This window comes from Halomonas organivorans (genome assembly GCF_014192055.1).
Taxonomy (GTDB): Bacteria; Pseudomonadota; Gammaproteobacteria; order Pseudomonadales; family Halomonadaceae; genus Halomonas; species Halomonas organivorans.
Map to the genome: position 1 here is coordinate 42730 of NZ_JACHXM010000013.1, position 19899 is coordinate 62628.

Annotated in this window: 17 protein-coding genes; 2 read left to right on the forward strand and 15 right to left on the reverse strand. The window is 67.9% G+C overall.

The window, feature by feature from the left end; translation table 11 throughout:
- Positions 1-33: 33 nt before the first annotated feature.
- The 9 genes from FHR96_RS13280 to FHR96_RS13320 all read right to left on the reverse strand — a co-directional run bounded on the left by FHR96_RS13280 (position 34) and on the right by FHR96_RS13320 (position 11004).
- Complete coding sequence (locus FHR96_RS13280) at positions 34-747, reverse strand: response regulator (protein WP_183388170.1); 714 nt, start codon at positions 745-747, stop codon at positions 34-36.
- Entirely contained in the window at positions 744-2183 is a 1440-nt protein-coding gene (locus FHR96_RS13285; protein WP_183388171.1) for an ATP-binding protein, read from the reverse strand. The genes FHR96_RS13280 and FHR96_RS13285 overlap by 4 nt, the downstream gene beginning before the upstream one ends.
- A gap of 84 nt (positions 2184-2267) precedes the next feature.
- Positions 2268-3323, reverse strand: coding sequence for a substrate-binding domain-containing protein (locus tag FHR96_RS13290; protein WP_183388172.1), 1056 nt, complete (start codon positions 3321-3323; stop codon positions 2268-2270).
- A gap of 212 nt (positions 3324-3535) precedes the next feature.
- Entirely contained in the window at positions 3536-4840 is a 1305-nt protein-coding gene (locus tag FHR96_RS13295; RefSeq protein ID WP_246392939.1) for an ABC transporter substrate-binding protein, read from the reverse strand.
- A gap of 94 nt (positions 4841-4934) precedes the next feature.
- Positions 4935-6041, reverse strand: coding sequence for an ABC transporter ATP-binding protein (locus FHR96_RS13300; RefSeq protein WP_183388173.1), 1107 nt, complete (start codon positions 6039-6041; stop codon positions 4935-4937).
- A gap of 46 nt (positions 6042-6087) precedes the next feature.
- Entirely contained in the window at positions 6088-7710 is a 1623-nt protein-coding gene (locus FHR96_RS13305; RefSeq protein ID WP_183388174.1) for an alpha-glucosidase, read from the reverse strand.
- A 167-nt stretch (positions 7711-7877) separates the two neighbouring features.
- A complete protein-coding gene (locus FHR96_RS13310) occupies positions 7878-8720 on the reverse strand; it encodes a carbohydrate ABC transporter permease (RefSeq protein ID WP_183388175.1) in 843 nt (280 codons plus the stop codon).
- Positions 8717-9691, reverse strand: coding sequence for a carbohydrate ABC transporter permease (locus FHR96_RS13315; RefSeq protein ID WP_183388176.1), 975 nt, complete (start codon positions 9689-9691; stop codon positions 8717-8719). The genes FHR96_RS13310 and FHR96_RS13315 overlap by 4 nt, the downstream gene beginning before the upstream one ends.
- Before the next feature lie 14 nt (positions 9692-9705).
- On the reverse strand, positions 9706-11004 hold the full coding sequence (locus FHR96_RS13320) for an ABC transporter substrate-binding protein (protein ID WP_183388177.1): 1299 nt from the start codon (positions 11002-11004) through the stop codon (positions 9706-9708).
- Positions 11005-11372: 368 nt separating this feature from the next.
- On the opposite strand from FHR96_RS13320, the gene FHR96_RS13325 reads away from it, so the two are divergent.
- Positions 11373-12890, forward strand: coding sequence for a carbohydrate porin (locus tag FHR96_RS13325; protein ID WP_183388178.1), 1518 nt, complete (start codon positions 11373-11375; stop codon positions 12888-12890).
- 133 nt (positions 12891-13023) lie between these two features.
- Here the strand turns inward: FHR96_RS13325 and FHR96_RS13330 are convergent, their stop codons facing one another.
- Positions 13024-13950 (reverse strand): LysO family transporter, encoded by a 927-nt coding sequence (locus FHR96_RS13330; protein ID WP_183388179.1) that lies wholly within the window; start codon positions 13948-13950, stop codon positions 13024-13026.
- 84 nt (positions 13951-14034) lie between these two features.
- Positions 14035-14688, reverse strand: a complete 654-nt coding sequence (locus FHR96_RS13335; RefSeq protein ID WP_183388214.1) for a DUF3108 domain-containing protein — start codon at positions 14686-14688, stop codon at positions 14035-14037.
- Between the two features lie 159 nt (positions 14689-14847).
- Here FHR96_RS13335 and FHR96_RS13340 point away from each other — a divergent pair, with 159 nt between their 5' ends.
- Entirely contained in the window at positions 14848-15405 is a 558-nt protein-coding gene (locus FHR96_RS13340; RefSeq protein WP_183388180.1) for a DJ-1/PfpI family protein, read from the forward strand.
- 5 nt (positions 15406-15410) lie between these two features.
- Here FHR96_RS13340 and FHR96_RS13345 read toward each other — a convergent pair whose 3' ends face one another.
- From FHR96_RS13345 to ehuR, 4 genes are all read right to left on the reverse strand, one after another.
- A complete protein-coding gene (locus tag FHR96_RS13345; protein WP_183388181.1) occupies positions 15411-16757 on the reverse strand; it encodes a nicotinate phosphoribosyltransferase in 1347 nt (448 codons plus the stop codon).
- A complete protein-coding gene (locus tag FHR96_RS13350; RefSeq protein ID WP_183388182.1) occupies positions 16754-17329 on the reverse strand; it encodes a nicotinamidase in 576 nt (191 codons plus the stop codon). Before FHR96_RS13350 ends, FHR96_RS13345 begins: the two co-directional genes overlap by 4 nt.
- 94 nt (positions 17330-17423) lie before the next feature.
- Positions 17424-18359 (reverse strand): 2-hydroxyacid dehydrogenase, encoded by a 936-nt coding sequence (locus FHR96_RS13355; protein WP_183388183.1) that lies wholly within the window; start codon positions 18357-18359, stop codon positions 17424-17426.
- 13 nt (positions 18360-18372) lie between these two features.
- Entirely contained in the window at positions 18373-19779 is a 1407-nt protein-coding gene (gene ehuR, locus FHR96_RS13360; protein ID WP_183388184.1) for a MocR-like ectoine utilization transcription factor EhuR, read from the reverse strand.
- Positions 19780-19899 lie beyond the last annotated feature (120 nt).

Below are 19899 nucleotides of genomic sequence, written 5' to 3' on the forward strand. Positions count from 1 at the left end.
CGGTATCACCGCTGGCAGCGAGGCCGGGCCCTATCACTCCTCCGGCTGGTACTTGTAGCCGACGCCGTAGACCGAGCGGATGATCTCGCGTTCGGGCCACACCTCGGCGATCTTCTTGCGCAGCTTCTTGATGTGGCTATCCACGGTGCGTTCGGAAACGATGCGGTGGTCGCGATACATGTGATCCATCAGCTGCTCCCGGGAAAAGATGCGACCGGGCGACTGCATCATCACCCGCAGCAGCTGGAACTCGACGGCCGTCAATCCCAGGTCCTGGCCGTCGGCCAATGCCCGCCAGCCGTCCTCGTCGAGGCTCAGGGCCTGTTCGATGACGTTGTCGTCGATGCCCTCCGCGGCGCGGCTGCGGCGCAGCACGGCCCGGGCCCGCGCGACCACCTCGCGGGGACTGAAGGGCTTGCAGATGTAGTCGTCGGCGCCAAGCTCGAGTCCCAGCAGGCGGTCGACCTCCTCGACCCGGGCGGTGAGCATGATGATCGCCACCTTTGGCCAGCGCTGACGGATTTCACGGCACAGGGTCAGGCCGTCGGTGCCGGGCAGCATCAGGTCCAGCAAGACCAGCTCGGGGCGCGCCTCGCGCTCCTCCAGCCAGGGCAGCACGGCGTCGCCGTGGTCCAGATGATGCGGCGCGAAGCCGCTGCCCGACAGGTAGTCGGCCACCAGTCGGGCGATCTTGGGTTCGTCCTCGACGATCAGGACGGTATCGGTGTCGAGAGCCTGTGGGCTCATGCGTCTTCCTCCCTGAGTTGATCTTCGGCAATGGCGGGAAAGGTCAGCGTCCAGCATAGCCCGCCGAGCGAGGAGCCACTGGCGCTCATTTCGGCACCGTGGGCGCGGGCCAGGGCCATGGCGATCGACAGCCCCAGGCCACTGCCGCCGCTGGCCCGGTTGCGCGAGCCCTCGACCCGATAGAGGCGCTCGGTAAGCCGCGGCAGTTCCGCCTCGGGGACCCCGGGAGCGCTGTCCTCCCAACATACCCGGTAGTGATCGCCCACCTCGGTGAGGCTGACCCGCAGCCGTCCTGGCGCATGGGTGTAGGCGCAGGTGTTGTCGAGCAGGTTGGTCCACAGCTGGCGCAGGCGCTGGGTGTCGCCGCGTATCCAGGCAGGTCCGGCAATGTCGGTGGCAAGCGTCAGGTCGACGTCGGCGAGCCAGCTGTCGGCCTCGTCGAGGCGCGCCTGCAAGCTCGCGGCCAGGTCCAGCGGCGCCAGCTGGACCTCCAGGGCGCCGGCGTCGCTCTGCGACAGCAGTCGCAGGTCGGCGACCAGGCGCTCGAGCTGGCCGACCTCCTGGGCCAGCGAGCCGAGGCTGTCGAGGTCCAGCGGCCGGATGCCGTCCTGCATGGCCTCGATCTCGCCGCGCAGCACGGCGAGCGGGGTGCGCAGCTCGTGGGCGATGTCCGACACCCAGCGGCTGCGCGCCTCGCGGCTGGCCTCCAGGGTGGCGGCCAGGACATTGAAGTCCCGTGACAGGCTCGACAGCTCGTCGCGGCCGCGCTCGGTCAGGCGGATGCTGTAGTCGCCCTCGGTGAGCCGGCGGGTGGCCAGCGTCATGCCGCGGGCCCGGCGCCCCAGCCACCAGGAGAGGCCGCCGGCGAGCAGCAGCGAGGCCAGCCCCAGGGCGGCGACGATGATCGCCAGGTTGCGGCGCTGCTGGGTCAGGAAGATGCGGTCCATGCGCGCCATCAGCTGCTGCGGCGGGCGGTAGCCCAGGGTGCCGACGCGCTGGCCGTCGCTGATGATGGGCAGCCAGCGCAGCTCGGCGGCCTCCAGGTCGTTGTCCGGCGGCAGGCCGATCACCGGCAGGCCCTGGGCGTCGTGGAGCACGAAGTCCTTGGGGTCCCCCAGGCGCCGCTCGATGCCTTCCGGCGGCGGGGCGTCGCCGGGCCACAGCTGGCGGCGCACCACGTGGCGCCAGGCCCGCGGCGACTGACGCAGCCACTGCCAGTCACCGCGCCAGGCCCACTCGTCGGCGAGCCCCTTGGCCAGGGTCTCGGCGCGGCGAGTCTGGGTGCGATCCAGGTATTCGATGAAGCCTTGGTCCAGGCTGCGCGACACGGCGACGAACACCAGCCCCGAAATGGCCACGTTGACCACCAGGATGATCACGAACAGCTTGAAGCCGAGTCGGGAAATGGCCGGGGTCAGGGCATCGCGAAGGGACATGGCAAGGGTCTCGACGGGGCGGGCAAAGGGCACAAGCCTAGCCTAACGCGCCGCGGGGAGGGTGCAATTCCGGTGCAAGTCGGCTCAGGGGCAGGTTTCGCCAACCAGCAGTTCGGTGGTCAGCCGGCGGGATTCCATCGGTTCCAGGCCGAGGATCATGCGTGCTGCGACGCGCCCCTTCTCGACGCTGTCCTGGCGTACCGTGGTCAGCCTCGGCGAGCGGTACTGGCCCTCGGCGATGCCGTCGAAGCCGGTGATGCGCAGGTCCTCGGGAATGCGCAGGCCGCGCTGCTCGGCCAGGGTCACCACGGTCAGGGCGATGCGATCGGACATGCACAGCAGCAGGTCGGGGCGCTGCTCATGGGGCAGGTCGAGGATCTCGGCGATCACCGGCGCGCAGACGTCGAAGGTGTTCTCCTCGATGTTCCACATCGGCACCGTGGCCGGGTCGATGCCGTGCTCGGCGAAGGCGCGATGGAAGCCGGCCAGCCTCGAGCGGGTGATGGTGCGATCGGCGGGCAGCAGCTCCTGGTCGGGGGCGATGCGGGCGTTGCAGGGGTGCCTGGTGAGCCGCAGGTTGATGACCGCGGGGCGCCGGGGAGGCGTGGCCAGGGCGTGATCGGCGATGGCGTGGCAGGCCGGTTCGTCGTCGACGTGTACCGTGGGCTGGCCCTCGAGGTCGAAGTCCACCGCCACCAGGGGGCGCTGACCGGGCAGCGGCAGCTCGTCGAGCAGCAGCAAGCTCGGCATCAGCCCATAGATGATGAAACCGTCGGCGATGCTCGACGAGCCGGGCATCTGCGACACGTCCTGGCGGCCAGACAGCAGCAGCAGGGTGTGCCCGTGGGCGTCCAGCACCTCGGCGATGCCCGACAGCAGCTCGCTGGCCACGGCGTCGTTGAGGCTGTAGGTCAGGCTCTCGGCCAGCACCACGGCGACGATCTGCGAGCGCCCGGTGCGCAGGCTGCGGGCCTTGGCGTCCGGCCCGCGATAGCCGAGTCGCCGAGCCTCGGAGAGGATGTGCTCGCGCAGCTTGGGCGATAGCTGGTCGGGACGGTTGAAGGCGTTGGAGACGCTGGCCGTGGAGACGCCAAGGTGCTGGGCCAGGTCCTTCAGGGTGATGCGGCGTGGCGAAGACACGGAGCGACTCGATTCCTGAACGTGAGAAGGAGGTTTCTGTATCGATTTAGTTAGGAGTCTATCATAGCCCCTGATCCGCGGGGTGCCATGCCGTTCGAGGCCGCCAGGAAGGTAGCGGAGCGCGACCCAGGGAGGGTCGCGCTCCGGGCAGGGCGAGCCCGGTGGCGCTCAAGCGCATGGCCGCCCGGCCCTCCGCTGGAAGCCTGGGTGGCTTACCAGCCGCGTCGGCCGATTCGCTCGAGCTCGTCGGACAGCTGGGCCACGGCCTGGTCGGCCGCGACGTCGCCCGCCAGCACCAGGTGGGCGATGTTGAAGAAGGCATTGGAGACGCGGGCATAGGCATCGCCGGTCACCGAGGCCGGACGCGCCACGCCGTGACGCAGCGTCTCGTAGAGATCGCCCATGGCCGGGTTGCTGGCCAGTACCGCCTCGTCCTGATAGAGCGACTCGATGGTCGGGTTGCGCCCCATCTTGACGGCATGGGCCTTCTGCTGCGGGGCAGCGGTGAGGTAAGCCACGAGGTCGGCGGCCAGCTCCGGGTGCTCGGAGTAGCGTGATGCGGCGAAGTTCCAGCCGCCCAGGGTGGCCTTCGACTCGCCCTCGGGGCCGTGGGGCAGCGGGGCCATGCCGACCTTGCCGACCACCTCGCTGCCGTCCTCCTGGGACAGCGACCAGACGTAGGGCCAGTTGCGCAGGAACAGGGCATTGCCGGACTGGAAGATCCCGCGGGTCTCCTCCTCGGTATGGTTCAGGGCGCCCTTCGGGGCGATGTTGCCGATCCAGGAGGCGGCCAGATCCAGCGCCGCGGCGGCGCGGGGATTGTCGATGGTCACCTCGCCTTCTTCGTCGACGAGGGTGCCGCCGCCGTAGCTGGCGACCCATTCCAGGGCGTTGCAGGTCAGCCCCTCGTAGGCGCGTCCCTGGAAGGTGAAGCCCCAGAAATCATCGTTGCCGGCCTCGCGTTCGGCGGCCTGGACCGCCGAGGCGGTCTCGGTGAGCTCCTGCCAGGTCTCGGGCGCCGGATAGCCGTACTTCTCCAGCAGGTCCTTGCGGTAGTAGAGCAGCCCGGCGTCGGTGTACCAGGGCATGGCCACCAGGCGGCCGTCGATGGTGTTGTTGTCGATCAGCGCCGGAAAGTAATCATCGGTGGCGCCTTCCGGCAGGTACTCGGAGAGGTCCAGCAGGTGGTCGTCGAGCAGCCCCGGCCAGACGATGTCGACCATCATCACGTCGATGTCGCTGGAGCGGCTGCTGAGCAGCTGCTGGAAGAGCGAGAGTTTCTCGGTGGTATCGTTGGGGGTCGAGATGACCTTGACGCTGTTGCCGGTCTGCTCGGCCCACTGGCGGGCGAGTTCGGGGCAGTAGTCGGAGGCATCGCCGGCGCCGCAGGCGATCGAGATCTCGGTGGCTTGTGCCTGGGGGATTGCGAGGATCGCGCCGCCGAGCAGCAGCGTGCCGACGCCTCCCTTGAGCAGCGGCAGCATAGGGCGTGAGGGGGACGGCAGTAAGTGAGGCATGCATGTTCTCCGGCGTTGTGATTGTGATGTGGAGCGGTGGACGGTGGAGCAGCGCCGGATGGCGGATATCCGGCGCATCATGGCGCCTGGGCGATCAGGCTGCCTGGCGCTGCCCGGCGAGGCCCAGGGCCCGGTCGGCGGCGTCGAACAGGTGGACGTGCTCGAGCTCGGGCACCAGCGCAACCCGCTGGCCGATCTCCCAGCGGCTCGGCGCCTCGCTGCGGTGGATCAGCAGGGTGTCGCCGGCCTTGGGCTCCAGGTAGACGTAGACCTCGTTGCCCAGGTACTCGACGTTGACGATCTCGAAGGCGTTGTCGCCCTGGGCCTCGGCCAGGCGCAGGTGCTCGGGGCGTACGCCCAGGGTCAGGTCGGCGCCGGTGGACTCGCCGCCGGCGTTCTGGGGCAGGGCCAGCTCGCCGAGGCCCTGCGCCGTGATGCGGCAGCCTTCGCTGTCACTACTCAGCAGCTCCGCCGGCATGAAGTTCATGGTCGGCGAGCCGATGAAGCCCGCCACGAACCGGGTGGCCGGCTGTTGATAGAGCGTCTGCGGACTGCCGACCTGCTCGACGCGGCCGTCGCGCAGCACCACGATCTTGTCGGCCAGCGTCATGGCCTCGACCTGGTCGTGAGTGACGTAGACCATGGTGGAGCCCAGCCGGTGGTGGAGGCGGGCGATCTCGTTGCGCATCTGTACCCGCAGCGAGGCATCGAGGTTGGAAAGCGGCTCGTCGAACAGCAGGATGCGTGGCTCGCGAGCCATGGCGCGGCCCATGGCCACCCGCTGGCGCTGGCCGCCGGAAAGCGCCTTGGGCTTGCGCTCGAGCAGCTCCTCGAGCTGCAAGATGCGCGCCGTGGCCATCACCCGTTGCTCGACGGTTTCCTTGGCGGTCTTGGCCAGCTTGAGGCCGAAGGCCATGTTCTCGTAGACCGTCATATGCGGATAAAGGGCATAGGATTGGAACACCATGCCCACGCCGCGCTCGCGGGGCGGCAGGTCGTTGACCACATCGCCGGCGATCTTGAGCTCGCCGTCGGTGATCGACTCGAGCCCGGCGATCAGTCGCAGCAGGGTGGACTTGCCGCAACCCGAGGGGCCGACGAAGACCACGAACTCGCCGTTGCCGATCTCGAGGTCGACGTCCTTGATGATGTGGGTATGGCCGAAGACCTTGTTGAGCTTTTCGAGCGTCACGCTTGCCATCTGGCGACTCCTCGCCGGCCCGTCGGGCCGGCCGTGTTGTGTGGTGTTATCGGTCGAGCTGGATGAAGGCGGCCTGGTAGGCCGGCAGCGTCAGGGCGTGGCCGTCGAGCGAGGCGGTGAAGCCGTGGCCGTCGAGCGGCGTACCGGTGCATGGCAGGGTCGCGCTGCGGGGACTGCCGCCGAGATTGAAGACGCACAGCAGTCGCTCCTCGTGCCCCTCGCGGACGAAGCCGAGCAGGTCCTCGCCGACGTCGACCAGTTCGAGATCGCCGTCGATCAGCGCCGGATGCTGGCGCCGGAAGCCCAGCAGCGTCCGGGTGGCGGCCAGCGTCGAGGCGCTGTCGTCCTGCTGGCGCGAGACGGCGAGCGGCAGGTGACGGGCCTCCATCGGCAGCCAGGGTTCCACGCCGTCGGCGGTGAAGCCGCCCTGGGCGACATCGCTCCAGGGCATCGGCGTGCGACAGCCGTCGCGGCCCTTGAACTCCGGCCACAGCACCTTGCCGTAGGGATCCTGGAGGCGCTCGAAGGGCACCTCGGCCTCGGGCAGGCCGAGTTCCTCACCCTGGTAGAGGCAGACGCTACCGCGCAGCGAGAACAGCAGCGCCAGGGCGACCCTGGGGTAGGCGCGCGGATCCTCACTGGCGCCCCAGCGGGAGGCGCTGCGCATCACGTCGTGGTTGGACAGCGCCCAGCACGGCCAGGCATTGCCGGCCAGGCGCTGGAAGCGCGCGATGACCTCGCGGATATAGGCCGGAGAGTGCGGCTCGTTGAGCAGGTCGAAGGTGTAGGCCATGTGCAGCTTGTCGTGGCCTTCGGTGTACTCGGCCATGCGCTCGAGGGGGTTGTCGTCGCCGATCTCGCCCACCGTGGTGGTGCCCGGATACTCATCCATCAACGCGCGCAGGTCGCGCAGGAAGCCGAGGTTCTCCGGACGGCTCAGGTCGAAGACGTGGCGTTGCCAGGTGTAGGGGTTGGCATCCGGCGCGCCCAGGGTCCGGGCCTCGTCTGCCGGCACCGGCGGATTGTCGCGCAGTTCGGCGTCGTGGAAATAGAAGTTGACGGTGTCCAGGCGGAAGCCGTCGACGCCGAGCTCGAGCCAGAAGCGCATGTTGTCGAGCTGGGCTTTTCTGACCTGCGGGTTGTGGAAGTTGAGGTCCGGCTGGCTGGCCAGGAAGTTGTGCAAGTAGTACTGGCGACGACGGGAGTCGAAGGTCCAGGCCGAGCCGCCGAAGATCGACAGCCAGTTGTTGGGTGGCGTGCCGTCGGGCCTGGGATCGGCCCAGACGTACCAGTCGGCGCGGGCGTTGTCGCGATCGCCGCGACTCTCCTGGAACCATGGGTGGCGATCCGAGCTATGGCTGATGACCTGGTCGATGATCACCTTGAGGCCCAGCGCATGGGCGCGGGCCAGCAGCGCCTCGAAGTCCGCGAGGGTGCCGAACATCGGGTCGACGTCCCGGTAGTCGCTGACGTCGTAGCCGAAGTCGTCCATCGGCGAGGTGAAGAACGGCGACAGCCAGATGCCGTCCACGCCCAGGCTCGCCACGTAGTCGAGCTTCTCGGTGATGCCGGGAAGATCGCCGATGCCGTCGCCGTTGGCGTCCAGGAAGCTGCGCGGATAGATCTGGTAGATGACGCCGCCGCGCCACCAGGTCAGGTTGTCTTGCATCTTGAAGTCCTTGGTAAAAGGCATGGAATCAGGTGCGAAAACGCAGCGAGCGATGACCAGACAAGGCAAAAGGAGGCGAGAAAGCGGAGTTTACATGGCAGTAAATGAGCATTTTGAGCTTCCTTTTAACGCGGTATGGTCGAGCGCAGCCAGTTTTCGCGCCTGATTTATCCCTTGACGGCGCCGGCGGTCAGGCCCGATACGATGCGCCGCTGGAAGATCATCACCAGCACCACCAGCGGTACGGTGACGGTGACCGAGGCAGCCATGATCGGGCCCCAGGGCAGCTCGTGCTGGCTGCCGCCCGAGATTAGGGCGATGGCCACCGGCACCGTGCGCTGGTCGTCGGTGAGGGTGAAGGTCAGGGCGAACAGGAACTCGTTCCAGGCGGCGATGAAGGCCAGCAGGCCGGTGGTCGCCATGGCCGGCCACATCAGCGGCAAGAACACCCTGGTGATGGTCACCCAGGGGGTGGCGCCGTCCATGATGGCGGCTTCCTCCAGCTCCATGGGCAGCTGGCGCATGAAGGTGGTCAGCACCCAGACGGTGAAGGGCAGGGTGAAGATGGTGTAGCTCAGTATCAGCCCGCCCGGGTTGTTGTAGAGGTTGAGCGTGCGGATCACCTCGAACAGCCCGGAGAGCACCGCCACCTGGGGAAACATCGACACCCCGAGGATCGTCAGCATCACCGTGGTGCGGCCGCGGAAGCGCACCCGGCCTAGTGCGTAGGAGGCGGTGATGCCCAGCAGCAGGGCGATGGCCACCACCGACAGCGAGATGACGATGGAGTTGAAGATGGCCCGCACGAAGCTCTTCTGGGTGAAGATCTGCACGTAGTTGCCGAGGTCCACAGACGACAGCCAGAAGTCGACCCGGAACAGCTCGCTGGAGGGCTTCAGCGAGGTGATCACGGCGTAGTAGAACGGAAAGACGGCGTAGACCAGCACCACGGCGATCAGGGCGTAGAGGCCGACGCGCTTGGCGAGTTTCATCAGCTGATACGGGTTCATTGATCGACTCCCAGTTGACGGCGGCCTAGGTAGAGATAGACGACCACGGCCAGGGCGATGATCAGGAACAGCAGCGTCGAGGCGGCGCTGCCGTAGCCGACGTCCTGGAACTCCACCAGCTGCTGGCGGGCGTAGATCGACATGGTCATGGTGCTGGTGGAATTCGACGTCAGCACGTAGATGACGTCGAACACGCGCAGGGCGTCGAGCAGACGGAAGATCACCGCCACCAGCAGCGCCGGGGTGATCAGCGGCAGGGTCACGCGGAAGAACACCTTGATGGGGTGAATGCCGTCGACCTCGGCGGCCTCGAAGCAGTCCTTGGGCAGCATCTGCAAGGCGGCCAGCACCAGCAGGGCGACGAAGGGAATGGTCTTCCAGACGTCGACCATGATCACCGCCCACATGGACAGGTCGGCGTCGGCGGTCCAGGCCAGGGGCGCGTCGATCAGCCCCAGGCCCATCAGCAGGTGGTTGATGATCCCGAACTGGTCGTTGAGCATCCAGGCCCACATCTTGGCCGAGACGATGGTCGGGATGGCCCAGGGAATCAGCACCGCGGCGCGTACCAGCATGCGGCCCTTGAACTCGGCGTTGAGCAGCAGCGCGACGATGATGCCGAACACCACCTCCAGCGAGACCGACACCAGGCTGAAGTAGACGGTGTTCCACACCGAGGTCCACCACACCGGGTCGGCAAGCAGCCCGTACCAGGCGCCGTCGTCGTAGACCAGGTAGTTCTCGAAGCCGATCAGCGCGGCGCCGGCGGTGTCCGACAGCGAGGCGTCGGTGAAGCTCAGGTAGAAGGTGCGCAGCAGTGGCCAGCCGGCGACCAGGGCCAGCGCGACCAGCATCGGCGCGAGAAAGGTCCAGGCGGCGCGAACCCGTTGGCGGCGCACCTTGGTGCCGCGATAGCCCGCCGGATTGCGGCGTGCCGCCGGGGGTGCCTGTTCAGTGACGGGAGTCGACATGGAAGCCTCCAGGGTTACCAGCGACGGCGCTTGATGCGCGACAGCTCGCTATCCAGCTCGGCGACGGCGTCGGCACCGCTCTGGTCGCCGGACAGCACCCCGTGCGCAGCGTTGAAGAAGGCGTTGCTGACCCGGCCGTAGTTGTCGCCGGTGACGGCGGAGGGCCGCGCCACGGCGTTGGTGAAGGTGTCGTAGAGTGTGCCGAAGAAGGGCACCGCCTCGAGCACCGCCTCGTCCGCATAGAGCGAGGTGATGGTGGGGTTGTAGGCCGCCTCGATGGCGCGCCGCTTCTGTTCGGCCTCACCGGTGAGGAAGGCCACCAGCTCGGCGGCGAGCTCGGGGTTCTCGCTGTACTTGGAGACCGCCAGGTTCCAGCCGCCGAGGGCGGCAGCGCTCTGGTTCTCGCCGCCCGATGCCGCGGCGCCGGTGCCATCGGCCCCGTGGGGCAGCTTGATCACGCCGACCTTGCCGGCCACCTCGCTGTCCTCGCTCTGGGCCAGCGACCAGGCATAGGGCCAGTTGCGCATGAACACGGCATTGCCGGACTGGAAGATGCCGCGGGCCTCTTCCTCGGTGTAGTTGAGCGCGCCCTGCGGGGCGATCTCGCCGATCCAGCCGGCGGCCAGGTCCAGCGCCGCGGCGGCGTTGGCGTTGTCGATGGTGATCTCGCCGTCGGCGTCGACGATGGTGCCGCCGCCCTGGCTGGCCACCCATTCGAGCGCGTTGCAGGTCAGTCCCTCGTAGGCGCGGCCCTGGAAGACGTAGCCCCACATCTTGTCGTTGCCGGCGTCGCGTTCGGCGGCCTGGATCTCGGCGGCGATGTCGGTCAGTTGCTGCCAGGTCTCGGGCGGCGCGAAGCCGTATTGCTCGAGCAGATCCTTGCGGTAGTAGAGCACGCCGGCGTCGGTGAACCAGGGCATGGCCACCAGCCGGCCGTCGACGGTGTTGTTGGCGACGATGGCCTCGAAGTGGCCGGCAGCGGCATCCTCGCCCAGCGTCTTGTGGAGATCGAGCAGATGGTTGGCTAGCAGGCCGGGCCAGACCACGTCGATCTGCAGCACGTCGATATCGCCGGAGCGGGCCGAAAGGATCTGTTGATAGAGCGACAGCCGTTCGGTGGAAGAGTTGGGCGTGGAGACGATCTCTACCTCATGGCCGGTCTCGTTTTCCCAGGCCTCGACCCCTTGCTCGCAGAGCTCGAGTTCGGCGCCCACCGCGCCGCAGGAGATGGTCAGGTCGGCCGACAGGGCTGGAGTGGCGCCTACGGCGCCCAGCAGGGCGAGGCCGGAGACGATCAGGGGCTTGCGTTGCATGGCGTATCCTCGTCGCTTGTTGTTGTCGAGCGTCGGTATCGCGGAAGCGATGACAATGGCGATGCCGAGCGGCGTCTTAAACGATTAAGACATGGCGCTCAGTTAAGCGACGCCGGCACGGCTGTGCAACCTAGACTTTCGTCGTGAGCACGTCGCCACGAGGCGGCTTGATCTTGTTTGTTTACTATTTTTGACGCGATTTTTTGCGAGTTTTAGACGTAAGTCGTGTTTTTGTTACGTCATATTGTGACTAATGTCTTAAACGATTAAGTCCTAAGGCGCGCCATGTCGACCGTTTCCAGACTGGCAAGCTCGGCAGGCATCGCCGGACGAGATCCCATGCGACAACAACAAAGGCATTGATCACGATGACATTTCCGACCCAACGCCCGCGCAAGTCTCCACTCGTCATGGCCATTGCTGCGGCTGCCCTGAGTGCCAGCGGCCTGGCCAGTGCCCAGTCGACCAGTGACCTCGAGGCCAGGCTGGCCGAGCTGGAACAGCGAATCATCGCCGCCGAGCAGCGCGCCTCGGCCGCCGAGCGCCGCGCCGAAGAAGCCGAGCAGGAGGTGGCGCAGCGGCCGTCCGACGAGGAACTGGAGACGCGGCTGGCAGCCGTGGAGCGTCACACCAACGGCGAGGAGGGCTTCTCCTTCAACGCCTATGCCCGCTCGGGGCTGCTGATCGGTGACAACGGCAAGAGTACCGAGGGCGGCCCTTACCTGACGCCGGCGGGCGCGCAGGGTGGCGCCGTGGGACGTCTCGGCAATGAGCCGGACACCTACGCCGAAGCGGTGCTCAACTACAAGATGCGCTTCGACAACGGCGCCAAGGCCCTCTACCGGACCATGATCGCCGACGGGGTGGAGACCAGTAACGACTGGACCGCCGACGAATCGAGCCTCAACGTGCGCCAGGTCTTCGTCGAGTTCAGTGACCTGCCAAGCTTCACCGGAGCCTTCGAGAATGCCTCGATCTGGGCCGGCAAGCGCTTCGATCGCGACAATTTCGATATCCACTGGCTCGACAGCGACTTCATCTTCCTGGCGGGTACCGGTGCGGGTATCTACGACATGCAACTGGCCGACAACTGGAAGTCCAACCTCTCCATCTACGGGCGCAGCTTCACCGACTTCCCGGTCGACAGCATGAATCCGGCAGCCGAGACCGGCAGCACCGACAACCTCATCCTCACGTCCAACAACTACTTCGGTAACTGGCAGTGGATGATCAATGGCATGAATGCCACGGACAACGACGATCGTCTGACCGAGGGCAATGCCAACGCTGCGGATAGCGGCGTGCACACCATGGTGGCCTACCACGGTGATGACTTCTTCGGCCTGAGCGATGGCAGCTTCAAGGCCGCGGTCATGCATGGCCAAGGGCTGGGTGCCGAGACCAAGAGCATCGGCTCCAACGGCAACCTGAGCGAGGATGCCACCGCGACCCGGATCGGGCTCTACGGCACCACCTACCTGGCACCCAAGTGGCGTGTGGCACCGGCGATCCTGGCCGAGACCAGCGAAGACCGCTATGTCGAGGGTGACCAGTACGACTGGGCGACCTTCAACGTGCGCCTGGCCAACGAGCTGACCGAGAACTTCGAGATGCAGTACGAAGGCAGCTACCAGTGGATGGACATCTCGCCGGAAGGCTACGGTGGCAACAATGCCGTCGAGGGCAACTACACCAAGTTGACCATTGCGCCGACCTTCAAGCCCGAGGTGGGCGGCTTCTGGAAGCGTCCGGAGATTCGCCTGTTCGCCTCATGGAGCGACTGGGACGAGGAGCTCAACGACTACTCGTCTGACGACGCCTTCGGCAGCTCCGGCTTCACCGGCGACGAGTGGGCCTTCGGGGTGCAGAGCGAAATCTGGTTCTGACCGCGACCCGTCTGGCCAAGCGCTGTTTCGATGCTTGCCCGCGACCCCAGGGTCGCGGGCGTTTTGTTGCGTGACGCAGTCGCCCCCGCCGTGCTGCTGGGTGGGCCTGGAAAGACGGCAGCGTGAAGTGGCCTTACAGCGACAGCAGGAACAGGATCAGCGGGGGAGACAGCAGCGACAGGATGAAGCCGCTGACCACCGCCACCGGGACGCAGCTCACCCCGCCATGCTGCTGGATCACCGGCAGCGTGAAGTCCATGGAGGTGGCGCCGCCGTAGCCGATGGCCAGCGCCGCGTGGCGGTGGATCACCAGCGGAATCAGCACGAAGGCCAGCAGTTCACGGCCCAGGTCGTTGAAGAAGGCCACGCCGCCGAGCAGTGGCCCGAGCTCGTCGCCGATCAGGATCCCGGACAGCGAGTACCAGCCGAAGCCGGCGGCCATCGCCAGCCCTTCGTTCCAGCGCAGATCGAGCAGCGGGGCGGCCGCGAGGCCGCCGATCAGCGAGCTCGCCGCCAGGGTACTGGCAATGGCCAGGCCGAAGCGGTTGAGCAGGATCTGCTTGAGCGGCATGCCCGAGTTTCTGAGCTGGCAGCCGATCAGCACCAGCAGCGCATAGAGCACCCACTCCGAGAGGCGCTCGGCCCAGCCGAACAGCGGCTCGCCCAGGACCTGGCCCGCCGCCAGGCCGAGCAGCATGCCGCCCATCACGACCCCGACCAGTGACAGCGAGCCGGCCATGGCGGCCAGCTTGCTGGTGGGGGCGCCGGCCACGGAACGGGCGGGCTCCACCGGCAGGCGCAGCCGGTGCGACAGCCAGCCCAGCGCGACGAGATTGCACGCCGATGTCATGGCCAGCAGGATCAGCGCCTGGCTACCGAGGCGGGCAAACTGACCGCCGAGATCGTCGAGCCCGGCCAGGCTCACGCCCATCAGCAGCAGGATGGCGTAGATCGAGGCGTTCACGCCGCGGTTGATCCACGCCATCACGCCGTCATGGCGGATCCGAACCAGGTAGCCCAGTATCAGCGGCAGCAGCACGATCAGCAGTCCGGTGAGCATGCGAGAGTCCCTTCTCCACTCGAGACCGCCGGCGGCGGTCGAAAAACCGGCTACTCTAGCATGTCCCGCGCGGCGGGTAAGGCCTCAGGGCGTCGACAGCTCGGTGAGGGTCAGTCGGCTGCGCCGGCGCCCGTCGCGATAGTACTCCATGCCCAGCAGCAGGCCGGGATGCTGGACGTCGAAATCGAGAACCAGGCGGCGGTCGTCCTTGTCGGGCTCGACCAGCGATACCCGCACCGCCTCGAAGCGACCCGCCGGCAGGCTGACGTCCTCTCGCCCCAGCACCCTGAAGTCGATCCTTTCCTCGCGCCCGCGGTGGTCGCGATAGCGTAGTCGGCCCGTTTCCCGGGGGGCGTCGTCGATGGCACGAACCGCCAGGGCCACCAGGGCGCTCTGGCGATCGGGCAGCGGGGCGAGGTCGCTGCTATCCAGGGAATAGGCGCGGCGAATCCCCAGCAGCGAGTAGCCGGCGGCGTAGTGCAACGAGCGGATCCGATCGTCGTCGAGCCGGAATCGTCCCCACTCGTGACCGCTGGCGCCGGGCAGGCTGGCGCTCATCTCGCTTTGCCAGTGCCCGGCATCGTGACTGAGGCGGTGGCGGATGTCGGCGTCCGGCCAGCCGGCCACCTCGAGGTGGTAGCGGGCGCTGAAGGCCTGCGGCTGGGGGGCCGCCAGGGCGGGCATGGCCAGCGTCATCAGTGCCAGCCAGCCGAAGCGGCGCAGGACGGGAATGCGCATGGGGATGCCTTCGAAGGGAGTGACTGCCTTGAGAGCCCCGTAGGCCATCCCGGGTTCCCGCCTGTCATGGCCGATTCATCGATGGCGGGCTAGGCTGCCCTGGCAGGACCCGCTTTCCCACTCAACGTCGCTTGCCCACTCAACCTCGAGGAGACTTCCATGGCCAGCTTGCTGCTCATCGCCGGCGACTTCGTCGAAGACTACGAGATCATGGTGCCCTTTCAGGCCCTTCAGGCCATGGGCCATCGCGTCGATGCGGTGTGCCCGGACAAGCGCGAGGGGGATCGCATCCGCACCGCCATCCACGACTTCGAGGGCGACCAGACCTACACCGAGAAGCCGGGTCACGACTTCATCCTCAATGCTACCTTCGCCGAGATGGCCCTCGATGACTACGACGGCCTGGTGATTCCCGGCGGCCGGGCGCCGGAATACCTGCGCCTGGACGAGCGGGTGCTGGAGCTGGTGCGCCACTTCTTCGACCATGACAAGCCGGTGGCGGCCATCTGTCACGGTGCCCAACTGCTGGCCGCCGCGGTCTCGCTCGATGGTTGGCGTGTCTCCGCTTACCCGGCCTGCGCGCCGGAGGTGCACCTGGCCGGCGGCGACTTCGTCGAGATCGCCGTCGACCAGGCGATCGTCAGCGGCAAGCTGGTCACCGCGCCGGCCTGGCCGGCGCACCCGGCCTGGCTGGCACGCTTCCACGAACTCCTGTAGGTCGCTCAGCCGCCTCGCGTCTGCCGTTCGAGCGCCTCCGACAGCGTGATCGGATAGTCGCTCTCGCCGTGGGCGAGCCGGCGCAGCGAGGCCGGTAGATGTGCGAGGGCCTCGACGACCCGCTCGCGAGCGGCCTGGGCGGCAGCCATCGCCTCCGGTGCCGCTTCGCCGCGTACCACGCAGGGGTGCAGCAGCGGGGTCGCTCCGTCGACGTGCTCGTCGCGGCCGGCGATGGTGTCGCCGATATAGTGGCCGTGGGCATCGTGGCGGCGAAATACCTGCTTGCGGCCGGGCAGGTTGACCTTGCCCGTGGAGTGCTTGATCCGCGGCGTGCCGGCGTACTCGACCAGCTTGTAGGAGAGATCGATGACCGGGGCGTCGGCCGCCACGCCGAGCTGGGTGCCGACGCCGAAGGCATCGATCGGCGCGCCGTTCGTCAGCAGTGATGCGATGCCGTGCTCGTCGAGGCCGCTGCTGGCGACGATCCGTATCCGGTCATGGCCGGCCGCGTCGAGCAGTGCCCGGGCGCCGTGGGCCAGCTCGCCCAGATCGCCGGAGTCCAGCCTGATGGCATCGATCGAGAGCCCGGGCTCGTCGCGCATCAGCTCGATCACCGTCTTCACCCCCTCGAGGGTGTCGTGGGTATCCACCAGCAAGGTAGTGCCCGGATAGTGGCGAGCGAAGGCGCGGAACGCCTCGCGCTCGCTGTCGTGGGCCAGCACGTAGCTGTGGGCCATGGTGCCGTTGAGCGCCAGGTCATGGCGCAGCCCGCCCAGCACGTTGCTGGTGCCGGCGAGCCCCGCCGCGCGATAGGCGCGCACCCCGCGCACCGCGGCGTCCACGCCGTGCATGCGGCGCAGGCCGAAGTCCACCACCGGCCGACCCCGCGCGGCCATCACGAGGCGCACCGCCTTGGAGGCCAGCACCGTCTCGAGCTGCACCAGGTTCATGATCAGGCTTTCGAGCAGCTGTGCCTGGGCGATGGGCGCGTCCACTTCCAACAGCGGCTCGTTGGCGAATACCGGCGTGCCCTCGGGCAGCGTCCAGATGTCGCCCTCGAAGCGCCAGTTGGCCAGCCAGTCGAGGAAGGCGGTCTCGAGGTGATCGACCTCGGCGAGCCGCTCGAGGATGCGGTCGGTGAAGCGCAGGCGGCTGACGCGTTCGGCGGCATATTGCTGGCCACAGGCGAGCATGAAGCGCCGCTCCGGCGGCAGCCGGCGGAAGAACAGGCTGAAGGTGGCCGGCTTCGCCATGCCCTCCTTCCAGTAGGCCTGGGTCATGGTCAGCTGGTAGAGGTCGGTGAGCAGCACCAGCTCGTCGTCGTCGACGGTCAGGGGCGCGATCTGGCTCATGAGCGTGTCTGGACCGTGGCGCCCGCTTCGGCGAAGGCGGCCCGGCAGTCCTCCACTGCCCCGGGATCCACCGCCGCGCTGAGCGACTCGAGCAGCAGGGTCGTGAAGCCCTCCCGGGAGGCTTCCAGTACCGTGGCCCGAACGCAGACGTCCAGTGCCAGGCCGCAGACGATCACTCGCTCGATGCCGCGTTCGCGCAGATAGCCGGCCAGGCCGGTGCCGTCGAAGGCGGAGTAGGCGTCGGCGTCGAAGGCGCAGGCCTTGCTGACCCGCAGGGTCGAGTCGTCGAGGTCGAGGTCGGGATGGAAGGCCGCCCCGGGAGTGTCCTGGACGCAGTGCACCGGCCAGGGGCCGCCACGATGGGCGAAGCTGACGTGATCGATGGGATGCCAGTCCCGGGAGGCGACGACCGGGGCGTCGGCCGCCCGGGCGGCGGCGATCTCGGCATTGATACCGGCCACCAGGGCGTTGCCGCCGGCGACGGCCAGGGCGCCGCCTTCGCAGAAGTCGTTCTGCATGTCCACCACCAGCAGCGCGTCTCCGGGGCCGTAGTTCACCTGGGCATGATGCATCGCGTTCCTCCTTCGAGGTCGGTGATTGCTTCCCTTCAGCGTATGCCCTGAGCCGGCGTTAGTGTAGGGGAGGGGCTGCCGAGCTTGGGGATGTCTAGTAGCCGGCGTCGGGATCGATGGTCTCCACCGGCTCCCCGGCCTCCATGGCGCGCAGCGCCTCGGCTACCTGGTCCAGCGCCTCGCCGAGCGGCGTAGGGCCGGCCATGTGCGGGGTGACCAGCACCCGCGGGTGCGACCACAGCGGGCTCGATGCCGGTAGCGGCTCCTCGGGAAAGGCGTCGAGCAGGGCCCCGCGCAGTCGTCCCTCCGCCTCGCCGTCGCCGAGTGCTTCGAGCAGTGCGGCTTCGTCGATCAGGCTGCCGCGCCCCGGGTTGATCAGGCTGGCGCCCTCGGGCAGGGCGCCCAGGGACTCGGCGTCGATGATCTGACGGGTCGCCGGCGTGTCGGGCAGCAGCAGGACCAGGCTTTTCACTCTGGGCAGCAGCTCTCGCAAGCCGTCGTCGCCATGATGACAGGCCACGCCGGGCAAGGTCTTGGGCGACCGGCTCCAGCCGTGCACCGGGAAGCCGTCATCGGCCAGGGTCTGCGCCACGCGGGCACCGATGGCCCCCAGCCCCAGCACGCCAACGCGCCATTCGGCCTTGTCGGTCGCCGGCAGCTCGCACCATTCGGCGCGGGACTGCTGGCGGCGGTAGCGGTCGAAGTCGCGCTGGAAGTGCATGACCCCATAGCGCACGTAGTCGGCGATGGGGCCGGCCATGCCGGCATCGCGCAGCTTGACGATAGGCACGCCGCGGGGCAGGGCGGGATTGTTCAACAGGGCGTCGACGCCGGCGCCCAGGTTGACGATGCCCTTGAGCTGCGTGAGCTCGCCGAGCAGCTCGGCGGAGGGCTTCCAGGCCGCCAGGTAGTCGGCCCGGTGGCGGGCGGCGGCCGGGGCCGCGCTGGTGATGATCTCGGCCTCGGGCAGGCGCTCGGCCAGGGCCTTGCGCCAGGCCTCGGCGGCGTCGGTATGGACCAGTACTCGCATGCGGTGTGCTCCCCTAGTAGACGATCTGCATCATCGGTGGCGGCGCCTCGTCGAGCATGGCCGCGAGGCGTGACAGGGCGTCCTCGAGACGCTCGAGGTCCGGCTCGGCGCCGAGACTCAGGCGGATACGTCGAGGCGCCGGGGTCTGCTCGACCATGAAGGGAATGGCGGTGGTGATGGCCACGCCCTCCTGCTCGGCCTGCTGTTGCAGCTCCTCGGCTCGCCAGGCGGCGGGCAGCGACAGCCACAGGTGCAGGCTGGAGGGCCGGGCGGAGAATTCGTGCTCGCCGAACGAGCGCGCCGCCAGGCGCTGGCGTTCGGCCAGCAGCTCGCGCTGTTCAGCGCCCAATCTCTCCAGGGTGCCGTCGGCGATCCAGGCGTCGGCCAGTTCGAAGACCAGCGGGGTGGCCATCCAACTGGTCGCGCGCATGCGCGGCAGCGTGTGGTGCAGCTGCCCCCGCGGCACGCTGAGGTAGCCGGCCCTCAGCCCGGGAAGGGCAACCTTGGTCAGGCTGGTGACGTGAAAGCACAGGTGCGGCAGGCGGGCGGCCAGCGGCGTCAGCCCAGGCGGCTCGAGCAGTGCGTGGACGTCGTCCTCGATCAGCCATACGCCGTGATGGTCGAGTACGCGAGCCACGGCGTCACGGCGGGCCTCATCCATGGTGGCGCCGGTGGGGTTGAGCTGGGTGGGCGTCAGGCACACGGCTCGCGGACGCAGGCGCCGGCAGGCCAGGTCGAGGGCCTCGGGGATCACCCCGCGATCGTCGATGGCCACGCCGCGCAGCTGGAAGCCCAGCGTCCGCGACAGGGCGATCAGCCCGTGATCGGTCAGCGCCTCGGTCAGCACCATGTCGCCGTGCTGGACCACCGTGGAGATGGCCAGCATCAGGCCATGGGCGGCGCCGTTGCACAGCACTCGGTCATCGGGTCCGCCGGGCACCCCGAGCCGCTCGTCGAGCCATTGGCTGGCGCGCTCGCGTTGGTGAACCAGTCCGGCGATGGGGCGGTTGGCGGAGACCACTTCGGGCCTAGCCTGCTCGGCAAGCACCGCCAGCGTCTCGCGAAAGCGCAGGTGATGGCTCGGCGGACAGACCGGGTGGGCGATCGACAGGTCGACCAGCTGGCTTTCCTGGCGTGGTTCCTGCCCGTGCAGGTAAGCCGATTCCCGGGCGTCGTCGAGGGCGTTGATCCAGGTACCGCTGCCGACTCGCGACTGTACCAGGCCCATCTTCTCGGCCTGTGCATAGGCCCGCGAAACGGTCTGCACGCTGACGCCCAGGGTCTCGGCGAGACGGCGGTGGGGCGGCAACCGCGTGCCCGGCACGAGCTCCCCCTGGCGGATGGCCTGCGACAGGGCGCGGGCGATGGCCAGGTACTTGGGACCGGTGTCCGTCAGATAGGGCGCAAGATCGATTGTCATGATGCAATAAAGCCTTTGACCGCCGGCCGATCGGGAGTGCTAGTATCGGCATTGAGACATTGACTGAAATTGTCATGAATTATGATAGAAGATGTCATGACAATTCAAACGGCCCCTCGC